This window comes from Dyadobacter chenhuakuii (assembly GCF_023821985.2).
Classification (GTDB): Bacteria; Bacteroidota; Bacteroidia; order Cytophagales; family Spirosomataceae; genus Dyadobacter; species Dyadobacter chenhuakuii.
This window is the reverse complement of sequence record NZ_CP098805.1, coordinates 3530147-3546745: the sequence shown is the minus strand read 5'-3', so window position 1 is coordinate 3546745 and position 16599 is coordinate 3530147. Positions and strand designations below refer to the sequence as shown.

Genomic DNA, 16599 nt, shown 5'->3' with positions numbered 1-16599 from the left:
TTCAGGAATATTAATACCACATGAAATCATGAAAAAGTCAATTTTAAATCCATATAAAAGATCGGCGCAAGCATTTGTTATTGCATTGCTGCTGAGCCCTTTACTGTCTTTGGGGCAGAGTCAAACATTGTCTTTGCAAAAAGCCATTGAGTTAGCGCAAAGCCGGAACCGTGATCTCCGGATCGATTCGATCAACATTCACAAAGCCAAGCAACAGACCGCCATTACGCGCGGTTTGTTGATGCCAAACATTAGTCTTACAGGGCAGTTTCAGCATTATTTTCAAAAGCCGGTTTTCTTTGGTTTGAATGGGAATACCGGGAATTCTGAAAAAATCGGTTATGCACGTTTTGGTGGTGAAGACATTGGTGCCGCCCAAGTTTCGCTGGTCCAGCCCATTTATAATTCCGGTGCTAAGCACGAGATCGAGCGCCGCAAACTGCTTGAAAAACAAAGTCAGCTTTCATTTCGCCAGAGAGAAGTGGATGTGGTGGCGCAGGTGAAGCAAAATTACGTTCAGCTGCTTGTTCTGAATGAAAGACTGAAATTGCAAAAGGAAAGCATTGTCAGAAACCAGAAAGCCTTGAATGATTCACGCTCGCTGCTCGCGCAAGGCCGCGCATTGCGGGTGGACACATTACGCGCATATACATCCGTAAAGAATCTGGAACCGGACGTGCTCAGGCTGACGTATGCATTACAAATAAGCCAACAGCAACTAAGGAATTTGTTAGGGGACGTTTCGAAAACAAACTACATTCTTTCGGATTCGTTAGAGCTTAATGCCAGTGAATCAGTCCCGGCGGAAGACGAAACCTACAAGCTGTCCATCCAGCAGCGCCCTGATTTACAAATTCTGACATTGAACAAGGAAATCAGTGACAAAGAAATTGAGTTATACAAAACTGCGCGATTGCCGGTTGTGAGCTTTATCAGCCAGTATCAGATCCAGACGCAAACCAATCAGTTTCGCTTCGGAAATGCTGCTTATCCACCTGTTTTTTATGCCGGCGTGCAGTTTGCTATTCCCATTTTCAGCGGAAACCAGAACATTAACAAAATAGCATTAGGCAAAATTGAAAGGCAGCAAGCCGATGTCATTTACAGCAATGCGCAGGAGCAACTTAAATCCGAAGTAAAACATGTTCTGGCTAGTTTAATTGAAACCTCCGAAAGGATCAAAACCCAGCAGAATGTTTCCGAAACCGCAGAGCTAAGTTATTCCATCACCAAATACCGCTACGAAAAAGGAGTGGCATCGAGGCTAGAACTAATCGATTCCGAATTCGCATTAACCTCCGCCAAGTCCAATTACCTGGAAGCGGTTTACGATTATTTATCTTCAAAAATAGAGCTGGATCGTATTACAGGAAATGTAAAGGAGCAGTTGTAAGATTTTACTCAGCTTTAATAAGGAACAACTGGTTTTATATTGAAGAAGAACCCCAGATTGGGGTTCTTCTTTTGATTGTTACTGAGACTAGTTACTTGCCATGGTGGTTGAGTATATTCGTTCTTGCGCAGAATAAGTGTCTCCGTTCTTAGTGATTAACTTAACCCTTCCATTTACATAAAAATCGTAACTGAGCTCATTTGGTGTTGTTACACATTTATACGGTTTGTATTTGTGTTGTTTCTCAGTCATGGCTGTTGGTAGATGTGTTATGGGCGTCCCAAATATGGACAAATATTTGCCAGTTCCATACGCTGTTGAAGCATGGTTTATTGGATAGAAATCATGCTTCGCACCCATATAAGTGTAAATGATTTCTGATGTTTTGTAGTTGTTTTTATCATAAAATTCAACTGCAGTCAACCATTTTGTTTTACCATCAGAACTGTTGATATACTTGAATTCTTGTCGTTCACTTGGTGCCATCTTATTGTACGACTTGATCAATTGGCCATGATCATTATATTCATGGATTAAGGTTCCAACGCTGTTATAGCCAACACCAAAGATTGTTTCAGCGCACAATCCACTAGAATTTAAAATAAACGTAGCAGTCTTGATTTGCATTTTTGTAGTCAAGTCATAGCATGTAGCTTTAATGGCTTGACTAGAGTAAATGTACTCGATGAAATAATTTCCCTCTTCGTGAGTTTCTTTTGTAAGCAAATTTCTTGGGCCTGAATATTCAAGTTTTACCTTGCCATCTTTAATCAACTTGCTATCAGCCGAAATTTTAGCATTTTTATAACCTGCATTTTGTGCGTCTTCAGCAGCTGGGGTTACAACCGCATCTTTCTCATTCTGGCAAGCTCCCAGCATGCCGGCGATAATGATTGCTTTTGTAAGTGTGGGTAAATTTTGAAGTATTTTCATGTTATTCATAGTTGTGTTTGGAAATTCATTTTAACCGGGTCAAGTTATCGCTTGATTATGCCTAAGCGAGAATCAAATGGCTAAGTGGTTATATTAATTTAATTCGGCGGAAAGTAAAGTGGTCTGTTAACATTTGCTGACAGACGACTTTGTTTAAGTAATAAGACTACTGGCCTATCATTACAGCCTGTGGTGTAGTCGAGTATTTTCGCTCAACTTTTGACAATATCTTCCCAAAATCATCTTTTGTTATAAAATCATATGTTGTAATTTCTCCTCCCAAGCTTTTTGCTGATAAATTGTAATTGAAAACTGGGTATGGATAAATGATCTGCCCAACAAATGCTTTATGAACCGTTTGTTTTAAGACATATCTGCTGAATTTGCCGAATATTGGTAGGTATGCGCTATTTGCTTCCGCAAGTCCTACTGGATTTAAAGGATTCGCTTCAAGCGAAGTTTCGTCGTCGTTACCACTACTATTGCTTTGCGCTACGAACTTGCCGTTGGCGTGTTTAAAAATAATTTCCTTCTCTTTTTTGTCATATTGATCATAGAAAGTGATCTTGCTTAGAGATTTTCCCTGCAGGCTATTGTCGGCATCTTGTTCGTATTCAAATACCTGGCGCAGCTTAGGAAGGGATTTGTGATACACCAAGGTAAGTTGGTTCAGTTCATTGTATACATAAATGTAAGTTCCTCCAATAACTTTGTCAGTGGCAGTATGTACACTTTCAACACATTGCCCTTTCGCATTCAAAGTATAAGTAATGAAGTTTTTGTATACCGTAATCCCATTCGTTTTGAGGGCACAAGTAATATTGTTGCCGCTGTAAGTGTACTCTTTGAGCCATCCGGCGCCATCCAGTTCTTTCACCAATTGGTTTCTGATTCCGGAATAAGTAAGCTTGGTTCCGCCGTCTTTAATTAGATATGTAATAGCTGTTTTTGCATTTGCATCCTTTTCCTGCTCCACCGATGTTGCAGGAGAAATAACCGCATCTTTCTCATTTTGGCAAGCGCTCATCATGGCGGCTAGAACGATCGCTTTTGTGATTGCTGGGGCATTGTGAAGTAATTTCATAATGTTTGTGTTTTGTTAAAAAATTTTACTGCATCAAACTTATTGCAAGCTTGCTATGGAAAGAAATGCGTTGGTTGAATGGTACGGTTGGATGAGCCTGCGGCAGAATGGATCATCCAAATTAGATTGCCCAAATAGTAATTTGACAGGTTATTAGTAGTAGTAATTAGTGGGCTGCGGATTGAAAACAGACGCTGGTATTTATAGGATGAAATGCTTAAAATCTCCCAATGGCACCATTTTTTAATACATATAGGAAAAGAAAGAACAATTATGAAAGCACTTACAGGTTCAGGCAGGCAATATGTTGAAGACATTGCTGCGAAATATAATCTTAAGACCGAGAGCGTTGAGGCACTTTTGCGTGCTGTGATCAGCGGGAACGGGACAATGGCCCAATTTAACATTGCCGAATTGGGCGGCTCGGGACAGTGGATGAAAGGAGGGATGACCATGGTAGGGGATATGTTTAACAATTCCCTCAAAAGCACAGTTGATAAGGTTTGCAGTGAGCTGTCGGAGCAGGTCTCGACGAGGGTTTTATACGAGGATTCGGCTGATGAACCAAGTGAAGATCGCTCGAATGTGCAGCGCCAGGAAAGCGGCGCATCGTCTGGTAGGGATGGTTCCTGGCCTTCAGTTTTCGGAACTCCTACTGCGAGCGGATCCCAGAATAATTTTCGTTACGCCTATTTTGCGCCAGTAAGAAGGCTGGTTATTGAAGAAAATGGTAAACGGACTATTTATGACACGAAACATCACCACATTACCGGCATTTCGCAGCAACAGGGAGGTGGGAATTCGTATACATTTACGAGCCAGGATGGTTCGGTCGACTTGCAAAGCTTGGCCCTGATATCCGAACCGGGCGAACAGACACAGCCCACACCGGAAATTGCGTATGACGTTACGTCTAATGCCGATTTGCACGCTGAAACGCTTGATCTGAGTGCTGCTGACCGAAACGCGGCTGACAGTGGCTCGGCTGACCGCAGGCTGAGTGAACGCAGCCTGACTGACCGCAGCCCGACTGATCGCAGCCCGCAGGACATTATCATTGCTACTATTGAAAAGGTAAATGTTTTGTTTGAGAAAGGACAGATTACAGAGGAGGAGTTTAAAGCCAAAAAGCAAGAGCTGCTTTCGAGGTTGTGAGTTCGCTTCGTTTAAGATAACATTGAAGGGCCGGGAAAGTCAATTTCTTGGCCCTTTTGCGTGATGATTGTTATTCACGTTATTTGCGTGAAAATTGCACCCATGTTATTCGCGCAGATTTCAAAAATAACAGACCCGATCGTCGTGAAGCTGGACAAATGGTTTGACGAGAGCATTCGGTTTGTTCCTAACCTCATCATTGCGATCCTCATCCTGGTCGTTTTCCGTTTCCTGGCGCGTTACGGAAGTCGGTTCATGGAAAAAGGCCTTGCCAGGGCGTCTCAAAATATCGCGCTGGTAAGTCTCATTTCTGCAATAACGCGTATTGCCATTGTGATGACCGGCTTGTTTTTCGCACTTGGTGTTTTGGGACTGGATAAAACAGTAACGTCGTTGCTGGCAGGAGCGGGGGTGCTTGCTCTGGCACTTGGGTTTGCTTTTCAGGATCTTACCACCAATTTTATTTCCGGTGCATTTATCGCCATTCAGCGTCCTATTAAAGTAGGCGACGTTATTGAAACCAATGGATTTACGGGCAAAGTGCTTTCCATAGGTTTGCGTTCTGTTAAGCTGGATAATTTCGCCGGCCAGCTTGTAGAGCTTCCAAGCAAGGATATTTTTCAAAAACCCATTGTAAACTTTACAAATTCAGGCGATCGCAGGGTGCAGCTCGAATGCAGCATCGGCTACAAAGACGACCTGTTTATGGTAGAAAATGTCGCGCTCTCAGCCATCAAACCCCTCCCTTTTTTAGACAAAAAAAAGCCAGTCGAACTCAACTTCATCCGGTTCAGCGAAAAAAGCATCGACTTTGAAATCCTGTTTTGGATCGACCAATCAAAAATCGGCCCTGGCCCTGCAAAAAGTGTCGCTATGAAGGGCATTAAAAAGGTTTTTGATGAAAATAACATTGCGTTCCCGACGCCGGCGCGGCCGGTGGACCTGTTACCTCCGCTGACGAAGGATTAGCGATAACCGTAATTTTCTTACACCCTCTGAAGAGCTCACATTCACCGGAGGCTAATTGCATTCGTGCTCTTAAATGGCTTGTGCTATCCTTTGCATTTCAGTACAAAGGATAGCACAAGCTATCTTTTATTTAGCACATTTTAACCCGACTTTTTATGCAAGAATTCTATCCAATGACTTGGAAGGAAGAAGTAAGACATGCCCTGTTTCGAAAATCTTTGTTAACGCTGGCCTTGTCCATTTTATCTTTCTTATGCTATTCACAGCTTTATTATTTACCTAATGAAAAGCCGGGTCCGTTCGGAACAATGTATGCTCCGCAGCACTATAAAATTCCAGCTGGAAAAACTTACTATCATGACAAGGTCCCTTTGTATGCAACCAAATATCTGCGAAATCCAAATGATCCAACATCAACCTCGGTTGCACTATGCTCTTTTAAGGATGAATTAAAGGGGTTATATAGTAATACAGAAGTTATCGGTGAGGGTATCGATCCGGTTAACGGCGTGGATAAGGTTGCCTTACTTTTTGCATCGCCCGTAAGTGCAAAGGGGCAAAATGGGCCATTTAACACAATGGAATTTTTAAATTCCTTATCAGCCGACTTTACCCATCAATATCCTACGGTACATGGGATCAGCGTTTTGGCCCATACTCAGGAGTTTCATCGGATGACATATGATCTTTTCGGCTGGAAAGGAGTCGACATTGGTGGCTTAAAAACGGTTACAAGCGTCATTACAAACTCTCAGCCGACAGCTGTAACTCAGTTTGACCCAGCCATAGTTGCTTATAATGTGGGGCAGGGATTATCCAATCCATGTCTGACCAGGGATGTGATAGGTCACGAGCTTACACACCTTATTTGGCTGTCAGCTTGGGGACCAGGTCAGTATAACAAGGAAAGCAGTTCGCTAGGGGAAGGTTTTGCAGACGTAATTGGTAGTGCCCTGAAAAACTATTTTGCCATTCAGAACACACCAGGAGCAGGTTTTGCAAATCCTGACTGGGGATTTCTGATACAAGAAATGGGGCTAGATAGCAAGAGGAATTTTTCAATTTCACCTCATTTTTGGTCATTGCCTGAGTGTTACAAAGGATTGTTTTGGAAAAACCCAGATGAACCTGGATTCGATTCACATGGTAATGGTATGGTTCTCAGCAAGATCTTATTTCGGATGAATGTTGGGGAGACAGGTTATATTGATCAGAACCCCGCAAACGGAACTTTCATTGTATTGCCGCTTATTCCCAACAATCCAGCGGCAACTTATGCACTGTCATTAAAACTCTTTTTTAAGACGTTTACGGAGAAACTCTCATGGTCATCGACATTCCCTGATGTCCGCGTCAAAATGCTGGAAGTGGCAGAGGAAATGGGATATGGGGATGGCTCGCATGTTTACCAACAAATTAAAAATGCTTTCAAGGCAGCTGGAATTGGCGACGGATGGGGTTTCGCTAATCCAAATTGTGTTTCAGGTCCAAAGACGCTTGCGCAAGGTTGGAATGGATCAGTCCCAATTAACGTACAGGTTACAGACCTGGACAATGACCCCCAAGGTAAAAAAGTTCAATGGATTGGAGATTGTCAGGATGTTGATGTTTTAATACTTACGGAAATTTTTAACCCAATAAGTCCCAACGCTCCCTATTATCCAATTGATCTGGATAACGATGGCATTTATACTATTGATAATAATGTATCTCTGTCTAAATCGATTGTTAGTCTCAATCATGGTATAAGAGCAAGTGTGGACCATTTTGCTAAAAAGTTCAATTTTATAGGGCTTAAGGGCTCAAGCAAATTTATCGAACACCTTATTGGCTCTCCGAGCCCTGACTTTATCCCAGGAGCATATCTTGCTCAAATTAAATCTGATTCAGATCCTGCAAAAATGACCTTGGATCAGATTGCAGGAAATTACTTCGCGGGGATCTATAATACAGTAAAAAGTGTCCAACTCCCTGAATCCAAAGAATCGATAGCTATTCGCAAGGCCTTGATAGACATTTTCGGATTAGAAATCAGCAATGAATACCGACTTTCCAAAGGTGATGAAGCGTTATGGACGATTGGTTCAGATTTATTCGGAGACGGCAATTACTTGCGCAGTTTTGATAACCCAAAATCAAAAGGTCAATTGAATTTTTACAATGGCAAGGGTTGGGACATTGCAAATCCGGATGAAATGGCCGGAGTATGGACACAGTTTTATTATTTAATCTCGAAGGGAACCCCGCTAACGGGTTTTACCAATGAAAATGGGCAGACCCGCTTTTTTACCGGGCTTGAAGATGGCGTTCCGGAAAAGATCATGTTTGCGGCTTTCCTGTATTTTCTTCCCTCAAATCCGACTTTCAACGATGCGGTCGCGGCCATTCAATCTTCAATTCTGTTTCATGGTTATAAAGAGACATCAGGAACATGGAAGAAATGCAATGATGCGCTGACCTGCGTAATTGGCAAAGAATTTGTTCCTCAACCTAAATTATGGGCGGTTGATGCGGATGGTAACGAAGTTAAAGTGGTGGATCCATTTAATGCACAATTTCGCTCAGACGAATATTTCCCGGACAAGATCGAATATCGCCTGTTCGAAGTTTCCAAAGATGTAGCATTCAACGATTTGGTATCACCGGTTTACCGCGCCTTTCAGCATACAACCGAGGTGTTGCTTCCTTACATTGATGAAAAAGACCCGGGTAAGCGTACCAATACCACAAAATTTTTCTTGGATGAAGGGACATATTATGTTCGAAGCAGGCTTTACGCCGCTGGTGGACTGGGGTGCGCGAGCTCTTTGGGTGGGAACCTGGAATGCCGTGCTCTTGAAAAGATGGTAAATAATTGGAGCCCTATCCTGCAAGTAACAGCTGCTCCAATTACCACGAAACCAATCAACCCGTTGGAACATGATAAGCTCACAGCCTGGAAAAGCGTCTTTGAGTGGCAGGCGACACCTGGTGCTGCCGGTTATATTCTGAGAGTGACCGATTTGACAGGAAAAGTGCCTGTGCAGGATATCCCAGTCGAAGCGACTAGTGATGAGGCAGAAGCCAAGGAGCTTGCATTGGCTAAGGAACGTGATTATAGCTGGCAAATCACAGCCACACACAAACTAGGTTCAGAAGAGGGTGTTACCTGGGATAAGGGATTGAAAAAATTCGTACAAACTGGTTTGACTGATACGGACATTTTCGGCACCTGGACTGATGCAATGTCTTTTCAGACCAACCTGCCTGAATCGCCGTTGCTAGTTCCTCCCAGCCCTGCTGACGGCGAACACGTGCCTCCGTTTGGAGAAGACATTTTGCTCACCGCTAAGGAAGCGCCCGGCGCTGGCGGTTACCGCTATCACATTCAGGACAAAAAAGATGACAGAAACCTGCCGCAGGTGCTTTATGATCACGAAGATTTAAGGCTTCCTGATGTCTCGGATGGCAAAATATACACATGGGCGTTCGAACCATACAGGGACGTTACACCTCCCTTTATCACTGAAAAAGAGTTCGGCAAAAAGTACTTTTCGACTTTTGTGGTTGACTATTCTTTGATCCCGGCGCCAAAGTTGCTCTTACCATTTAACGATGCAGTTTTCAAATATGATAAAGCAACAGAAGTCTTTTCATGGTCGCCCGTTGCGGGCGCAGAAGAATATGATGTTTATTCTGATTTTGTTGAGGATGAAATAACCAATAATTACGGTTCTACGTCTGAGACAAGCATGCCAAAGGAGGTTGGTGGCGACCCGACGGGCACAAAAGGTGGGCATAAATGGCGCGTCAGGGCAAAGGCCAAAGACGAGAACGGCGATTGGATTGTAGGGCCTTATTCTCCCATGTCTTTTTATTGGTTAAGGCCGCCAACCACCAAACTGAAATCTCCATCCGACGGTGCGAAAACTGTCAACAATGATAAAGTCGAATTCTCCTGGTATGAACAATGGGCACCAGCCGGGCATTTATTCCGGTTGTATAAAGACAACAAGAAAATATTCGAGCAAGTTGTTCACGGAACAAGTATTACCATTGCAAACCTGAACGTAAACACGGATTACACCTGGGATGCCCCGGCCATGACCCAAACCCCAACGGCAACCCACTTTCCCGAAACCTACATTTTTGGACATTTTAGAACTGCAAATGCAAAAGAAGAAAAGGAGGATGGAGAAAATATCAAGGAGTATGATCCTAATGAGGAGCAGGAAACGGAACCGGAGCCTGGGGATAACGGCAATGACAATAATCCGCAGATAAAAAAAGATTTGGGTTTCACGCTTGACTTAGATGACAATGAAGGATTGAATTTGGGAACATTGTCTTTTAGCGTAACTGTAACAAGACCAGACGGTGCTATTGACCATTTTTCGTACGGAAATGACATAGCTCCCGTGAGCTTTATCCCTGGATCCAAAATATTAGGAAACGGCGATTTAAGTGAAATGGCAGGTACATACATAGTGCGTATTGAAATTACAGACCTGTATGACGAACACGACTTTGCAGAGGACCCAACTTACACTTTCAACTTGCTCGAATACGAACCGGCAACTGGTTTGTTCGAAAGTAAGGCCGCAAACGGGACGATAACAGGCCGTTATGTAGGTTCATACCTTGAATTCAGCTTTACCTACTTTCCACAATAAACTGCAATGAGATGAAAAGAACATATTTAACATTGGTGGTAAGCTTTGTGGCCTTGCTATCTGTTTCGGAGGGAATTGCACAAAAAAGACAAGACAAACCTGTTGTTTTCGATAAGCGCGTAGTGTTCCATCTACCGGATTATCCAAAGAATGAAATCAACCTGTTTCCTAACCCTGCAATTACAAGAGTGAATGTTAGATTTCCCAAGAGATTGGCTGGCATGAACTGTGAAGTATTTGATCAAGCCGGATCAAGGTGTGTTAAAAAGCAACTTCGGCCAGGGGACTCGATAGATGTCTCTAACCTACAAACTGGGACTTATATTGTCAGATTTACGAAAGGCAAGGAACATTATTCCCAAAAGCTGATTGTGCAAGATCAATAAGCTACTAACTTATTAATCAGAGATAGCAACTCATTACTTGATTATCTCTGATTGATACAATAAAACTTTTGAAGTTTAGAGTCATAAAAAACTCCCCCAGGTCTGAAAACCAGGGGGAGTTAAAAATTCAACCGATTCGGCCAAATCCAATATCAATAGCGATAAGTCTCCGACTTGAACGGCCCCTCGGTGCTAACACCAATGTAAGCCGCTTGCTCGTCTGAAAGCGTTTCCAGCTTCGCGCCTACGTGCGCTAAGTGGAAGGCTGCTACTTTTTCGTCTAGTGCTTTTGGAAGTACGTATACTTTTTTCTCGTAAGCTGCAGTGTTGGTCCAAAGTTCGATTTGAGCCAATGTCTGGTTAGAGAACGAGCAGGACATTACGAATGATGGGTGACCCATTGCGCAGCCCAGGTTTACCAAACGGCCTTCTGCAAGAATGATAATGTCTTTGCCGGCAACAGAATAAATGTCAACCTGTGGTTTGATTTGCACTTTTGAATCGCCATAAGTGGAGTTCAACCAAGCCATGTCGATTTCGTTGTCGAAGTGACCGATGTTACATACTACCGCTTTGTCACGCATTGCCAGGAAGTGACGGTCTGTGATGATCTTGTAATTTCCTGTTGCTGTTACAAAAATGTTCGCACGCGTTGCAGCTTCGTCCATTGTAACCACTTCAAAACCGTCCATTGCAGCTTGAAGCGCGCAAATTGGATCAATTTCAGTAACCAATACACGGCATCCTGCGCCACGAAGCGATTCTGCTGAACCTTTACCAACGTCACCGTAACCTGCTACAACTGCCACTTTACCAGCAAGCATCAAGTCAGTTGCGCGACGGATCGAATCTACAAGTGATTCGCGGCAGCCGTATTTGTTATCAAATTTAGATTTTGTAACAGAGTCATTTACATTGATTGCAGGCAAATGAAGCGTTCCGTTTTTCAAACGATCATACAGACGAAGCACGCCCGTTGTGGTTTCTTCTGAAAGTCCTTTAATGCCTTCGATCAGCTCTGGATATTCGTCGAAAACCATGTTCGTAAGGTCACCGCCGTCGTCCAGGATCATATTCAATGGCTTGCGGTCTTCACCGAAGAACAATGTTTGCTCGATACACCAGTTGAATTCCTCTTCGTTCATGCCTTTCCAAGCGTAAACCGGGATACCCGCTGCTGCGATTGCCGCTGCTGCGTGATCCTGCGTTGAGAAAATGTTACATGAAGACCAGGTAACCTCAGCTCCTAATGCTGTCAATGTTTCGATCAAGACCGCAGTCTGGATCGTCATGTGCAAGCAACCGGCAACACGTGCACCTGCAAGGGGCTGAGATGGACCGTATTCAGCGCGGATTGCCATTAAACCTGGCATTTCAGCTTCTGCAAGTGTAATTTCTTTACGGCCCCATTCGGCCAAAGTGATGTCTTTTACCTTATAAGGAATGTACGTTTCTGTTGACGTTGCCATTATTTGACAGTTTAGTTAATATCTTTATTTTAATACAAAACTAAGTAGAAAAACCACGGACGGGAAGAATTTTAGATACAAATTGTGATTTTGTGCGTGAATTTGGATGTTTTATCTTCCTATTGTGCCCTATTCCTCAATTTGTAAGTGAGTATCGGCTCAATCCACATGCCTGGCAGATATTTTGTCTTAACAGGGCTGAACCTATGGCTTTTATGCTGTTTGTCGATCTTAGGGTGATCTTTGTCGACAATGTTTTCAGGCTCGAAAAATAGGCGCTGAATTATTTATATTTGCCTATGCGCCCAAACGTTTACCCTACTCATCAGACCCGACTTAGGGTTTTGCAGCATGCAGCATTCTGGATCGCAGTCCTGGTTATCCTGACACTGATTTACGGCGCGGGAATGCCGGATTATTGGATTGCGATCGGGGTTGTTGCCTTGTTTTTGCCTATACACATTGCCTATTTTTATTCGATCGGGTATGTTATCATTCCGAAATTTTTCAACAGGAGAAAGCGGATCGAATTTTTTATCCTGCTCATTGCCGCCGTGCTGCTATCCACGCTGGCGTTCCGGTTAATGGAAATTTTTGTTGCTGATCCCATCATTTACGGCGCAGTTAGAAAGACGGACCCGACATTTGTCTGGAAAAAACTGGAAGGGAATTTCTGGCAGCAGCTTTCGAAACCGGTGTATCTGATCAGCGCGTTCGAGCAGACCAATATTTTTGTGTGGATCGCCTTATCAGTTAAATTTTTTAAAATGTGGTTTGAAAGAAGACAGGCGGCGATAGAGGCTGAGCTGAACTTTTTGAAAGGTCAGTTACACCCGCATTTTCTATTTAACACACTCAACAATCTCTACGCATTAACATTGAACCAATCACCGCAATCCCCTTCGGTGGTGATTGGGCTGGCAGAAATATTGCGTTATATGCTTTATGAGGCCAATACGGATGTGGTTGATTTAGAGCGTGATATAAGCATTGTCGAGCGTTATATTGAGCTGGAAAAAATCCGTTATGAAGAACGCTTGGACATTAATTTCAGCATCAATGGTCTTTCCGGCGAATACAAAATTGCGCCGCTGCTGATCCTTCCATTAGTTGAAAATGCATTCAAACATGGCGCCAGCGAGCAGGTAGGGCAGGCGTGGATTAATATGGATCTGCGGGTCAAAAACAATTTTCTTAAATTTAAAATATCAAACAGCAAACCCGAACGACCAGATTTGAAAGACAACCGAAGCCATCATGCAAGCATCGGCTTAGCCAACGTCAGGAAGCGCCTGGATATCTTGTATCCGTCTGCATATCAGCTCAAAATCCTGGAAGAAGATGAGGTTTTCGCAGTGATTCTGGAATTGGAATTGGATAAGAAAATGGAGATAGCCTGATGATTAAAATCAAAGCAATTTTGGTCGACGATGAGCCGCATGCTATTGAAGTGCTGGACAACTATCTCCGGAATTTCAGCGAAATTGAGATCGTTGCGCGATGCCAGGATGCCATTCAGGCTTTTCAGGTGCTGCGGCAGCGGGAAGTGGATCTGATGTTTTTGGATGTGAAAATGCCCGGGTTAACCGGGACTGAACTGTTAAGAAGCCTCAAAACGCCGCCAAAAGTGGTTTTTACAACGGCTTACCAGGATTATGCTGTGGAAGGTTTCGATTTAAATGCAGTCGATTATTTGCTGAAACCTATCCCGTTCGAGCGATTTTTGAGGGCTATGGACAAAGTTTTCACAAGCCTGAATGTCACCAATCAGTCCGTTTCTATCGCGCAAAAAGCCACTGTGAGTAACCAGGACGTCTTTTTGTATCTCAAAGTGGATAGGAAAATGGTGAAGGTCAATGTGAATGATATCCTTTGGGTAGAAAGCCTTCGGGATTACATTAAGGTGGTTTTGAAAGACAAAGTTTTGATTACAAAACAAAAAATCAGCCTGCTGGAAGAGTTGCTTCCCGAAGACAGCTTCATCCGCGTGCACCGGTCGTTTATTGTGCCGGTGGATAAGGTGGAAAGTTACCATGCCCACAAAATCGAAATTGCCGGGAAAGAACTTCCCATCGGCCGTAATTTCAGGAATGATTGTCAGCGACGCTTCAAGCTGACTTTTTAGCAAACGGTAAAAATTAGCGTCTACTGACGCCTTTTGTCGATAAAACCTGCTGTTAATCGACAGTAATTTCTCACGTCGCTATTTCGACTTACCATTGCACCGCCATTGAGCCGATGGCGAAAATCAGTGTCCAGTTAATTCAAAATAGCCATGTTAAAAAGTAAAAGAATTCTGCTTGCCCTCTTTTCACTTGCCCTTTTCGCAGCAAGCTGTAAGGAAGATGAAGACGTAAAACCAGGCAACACGCTTACCGCCCGCGCCGGTGCGGACCAGAATGTGAAGGTCGGTGACATCGTAACCCTCGACGGAAGTGCTTCGACCGACAGCGAGAACAAACCATTCGATTTCCGGTGGACGTTTACCAAAAAACCTGCCGGAAGCACAGTAGCGCTGAGTTCAGCAACGGTTAATAAGCCAACATTCAAAACAGACCTCCCCGGTGAATACGAAGTTGAGCTGACGACCAGCAATGCGAACGGCGAAAGCAAAGACAAAGTCCTGATCACAGCAGCTGCTATTCAGCCGATTGTGCTGGATGCGAATATTAATGCAAAAACCACATTGGAAGACCGCATTGATAATCCTGACCTTCCCGACTACATTGCTAACGGCAATATTGCAGTGAATGCCGAACTGACAGTGAAACCAGGCGTAGTGATCGCTTTCGCAAGGGACGCCCGTTTCGAAGTAAATGATAGAGGCGGGATATTGCTTGCATCCGGTGAACCTAACAAACCGATCCGCCTGATAGGTCAGGAAGCAAAAAAGGGCTTTTGGGCTGGCGTGATTTTCCGTTCTGCAAGCAGTGCCAATACATTGGAAAATGTGCATGTGCTGCATGCGGGCAGTAAGGTGCTTTACAGCGGAATTAAAGCTGGTATGGCCGTTACGGGCAGTTCCAAGGCAGAATTGTCAATCAAAGACTGCCTTTTTGAAAAGAATGACGGTTATGGTTTGTGGGTTGAAGATGCTGTTATTTTGTCCGCATTTGCTTTCAATGTGTTCAAGGACAACACGGAAGCGGGCATTTTGCTGACTGCCAGAAACGTTGCGAAACTGGATCCTAACTCCGTTTTTACGGGTGGAAACGGACGGAATGTGGTGGAAATATCTGCATCGCAGCTTCCCAAGAGTTCTGCCGGGGAAATTGTTTGGCAGGGTTTCAAAGACAAAACACCTTACCGCGTCCTGGAAAGCCTTACGGTGGATGCAAACTGGAAATTATTGCCAGGTGTAATCATTGAAATGTCAGCAGGCGCCAGAATGTCCGTTGACAACGGTTATATCAACGCAAAAGGAACCCAGGCTTCGAAGATCATTATCAGAGGCGCAGAGAACAAGCCTGCTTACTGGAGAGGGCTGATCTGCTTCTCGACCAGTGCGATGAATGTATTCGAATATGTGGAAATATCCGGCGGCGGCAGCACAGCGCTGGTTTCGGGTAAGAAAGTGAACATTGCCGTTTACGGAAGTCAAGCCAGTTTCCAGATCAAAAACTCGAAAATCTCGGGCAGCGGCGGATATGGTGTCTATGTGAATTATCAGGCTAACGTGAATGAAGACATTGAGACCGCGAACACATTTGCGGACAATGTTGAAGGCAAAGTCCTGAAAGAATAACAATGGTGACGCTCAATGTAATGCTCGCGGCTATGCTCATGGTCGCGGGCATGCAATACACGATGAAGTCTCCAAAAAGACCATTGCGGCAACCTTATCCCGCAACCGGTTTTTGGGTGACCGAAAGCAAGCCCGGGAAAACCGGCACGATCGTGCGGTATTATGCAAACAGCAATCGCCTTGTTTCGACAGTCGCGGAACCTGCAAACCTGGATATTACCAAACTTTCGGTTAGGAGATATTTGAACAAAAAACTTGCCGGAGAGCTGTCAAGGGATACAACAAAAGCCTCAATTCAAAAACTGTATGAAACCAATTGAGTTAATTTCCGTGGTGCGGATTGTTGGCATTGTGCTTTACTTTTTCATTGCTGCACAAGGCGCATTTTACCATTTTGGTTTTGGCAAAGCATTGTATAACATTCCATCCGAGGACTTTATCGTGCTGCGCAAAGCCGTCGATCCGATCGTGAGGGGCAGATTCAAAGTGCTTTATCTCTCGGCATTGGCGATTATGTTCATCTGGTTTCTGATGAGTGATAAAAGTGCGGGATTCCTTTCCTATGCGCCCGTTTTGATGGCCTTCCTGCTGTTAGTGGCTGATTTGGCGCTGATCGTCAAAGTTAGCGAACCAGTTAATGCATTGATTAACAGCGATACGCTGAGCACAGCAGAATCTTCAACTGTAAGATCCGAGTGGCTGAAATTCATCATGATCAGGGGCTATCTGTCCATTGCAGGGTTTTTCTTGCTCCTGATCCATCTCGTTTTCAAAGTCAGGTAATGCAATTTTAATACGTATAACATTATCCGT

Annotated in this window: 13 protein-coding genes; 10 read left to right on the top strand and 3 right to left on the bottom strand. The window is 43.9% G+C overall.

Annotation, left to right across the window (positions count from 1 at the left end; genetic code table 11):
- The first annotated feature begins 28 nt into the window (after positions 1-28).
- On the top strand, positions 29-1393 hold the full coding sequence (locus NFI80_RS14630; protein WP_235162588.1) for a TolC family protein: 1365 nt from the start codon (positions 29-31) through the stop codon (positions 1391-1393).
- Between the two features lie 87 nt (positions 1394-1480).
- Here NFI80_RS14630 and NFI80_RS14625 read toward each other — a convergent pair whose 3' ends face one another.
- Together NFI80_RS14625 and NFI80_RS14620 are read right to left on the bottom strand one after the other, a co-directional pair.
- Entirely contained in the window at positions 1481-2326 is an 846-nt protein-coding gene (locus tag NFI80_RS14625; protein WP_235162589.1) for a hypothetical protein, read from the bottom strand.
- A gap of 166 nt (positions 2327-2492) precedes the next feature.
- Positions 2493-3410 (bottom strand): hypothetical protein, encoded by a 918-nt coding sequence (locus NFI80_RS14620; RefSeq protein WP_235162590.1) that lies wholly within the window; start codon positions 3408-3410, stop codon positions 2493-2495.
- 273 nt (positions 3411-3683) lie between these two features.
- Between NFI80_RS14620 and NFI80_RS14615 the strand changes: the two genes are divergently transcribed.
- The 4 genes from NFI80_RS14615 (at position 3684) to NFI80_RS14600 (ending at position 10572) form a co-directional block, all read left to right on the top strand.
- Positions 3684-4565, top strand: coding sequence for an SHOCT domain-containing protein (locus NFI80_RS14615; RefSeq protein ID WP_235162591.1), 882 nt, complete (start codon positions 3684-3686; stop codon positions 4563-4565).
- A gap of 102 nt (positions 4566-4667) precedes the next feature.
- Positions 4668-5534 (top strand): mechanosensitive ion channel family protein, encoded by an 867-nt coding sequence (locus tag NFI80_RS14610; RefSeq protein ID WP_235162592.1) that lies wholly within the window; start codon positions 4668-4670, stop codon positions 5532-5534.
- A 155-nt stretch (positions 5535-5689) separates the two neighbouring features.
- Positions 5690-10186 carry a M4 family metallopeptidase gene (locus tag NFI80_RS14605; protein WP_235162593.1) on the top strand — a complete coding sequence of 1499 codons (4497 nt, stop codon included), beginning with the start codon at positions 5690-5692 and terminating at the stop codon, positions 10184-10186.
- 11 nt (positions 10187-10197) lie between these two features.
- Complete coding sequence (locus NFI80_RS14600) at positions 10198-10572, top strand: T9SS type A sorting domain-containing protein (protein WP_235162594.1); 375 nt, start codon at positions 10198-10200, stop codon at positions 10570-10572.
- Between the two features lie 152 nt (positions 10573-10724).
- On the opposite strand, the gene ahcY is transcribed toward NFI80_RS14600, so the two are convergent.
- On the bottom strand, positions 10725-12041 hold the full coding sequence (gene ahcY, locus NFI80_RS14595) for an adenosylhomocysteinase (protein WP_235162595.1): 1317 nt from the start codon (positions 12039-12041) through the stop codon (positions 10725-10727).
- A gap of 299 nt (positions 12042-12340) precedes the next feature.
- Here ahcY and NFI80_RS14590 point away from each other — a divergent pair, with 299 nt between their 5' ends.
- The 5 genes from NFI80_RS14590 to NFI80_RS14570 all read left to right on the top strand — a co-directional run bounded on the left by NFI80_RS14590 (position 12341) and on the right by NFI80_RS14570 (position 16569).
- Positions 12341-13441 carry a sensor histidine kinase gene (locus NFI80_RS14590; RefSeq protein ID WP_235162596.1) on the top strand — a complete coding sequence of 367 codons (1101 nt, stop codon included), beginning with the start codon at positions 12341-12343 and terminating at the stop codon, positions 13439-13441.
- Complete coding sequence (locus NFI80_RS14585) at positions 13441-14166, top strand: LytR/AlgR family response regulator transcription factor (protein WP_235162597.1); 726 nt, start codon at positions 13441-13443, stop codon at positions 14164-14166. The genes NFI80_RS14590 and NFI80_RS14585 overlap by 1 nt, the downstream gene beginning before the upstream one ends.
- A gap of 150 nt (positions 14167-14316) precedes the next feature.
- Entirely contained in the window at positions 14317-15786 is a 1470-nt protein-coding gene (locus tag NFI80_RS14580) for a PKD domain-containing protein (protein ID WP_235162598.1), read from the top strand.
- Positions 15787-15788: 2 nt separating this feature from the next.
- Positions 15789-16106: a hypothetical protein gene (locus NFI80_RS14575; protein WP_235162599.1), complete on the top strand. Its 318-nt coding sequence runs from the start codon at positions 15789-15791 to the stop codon at positions 16104-16106.
- On the top strand, positions 16093-16569 hold the full coding sequence (locus NFI80_RS14570) for a hypothetical protein (RefSeq protein WP_235162600.1): 477 nt from the start codon (positions 16093-16095) through the stop codon (positions 16567-16569). The genes NFI80_RS14575 and NFI80_RS14570 overlap by 14 nt, the downstream gene beginning before the upstream one ends.
- Positions 16570-16599 lie beyond the last annotated feature (30 nt).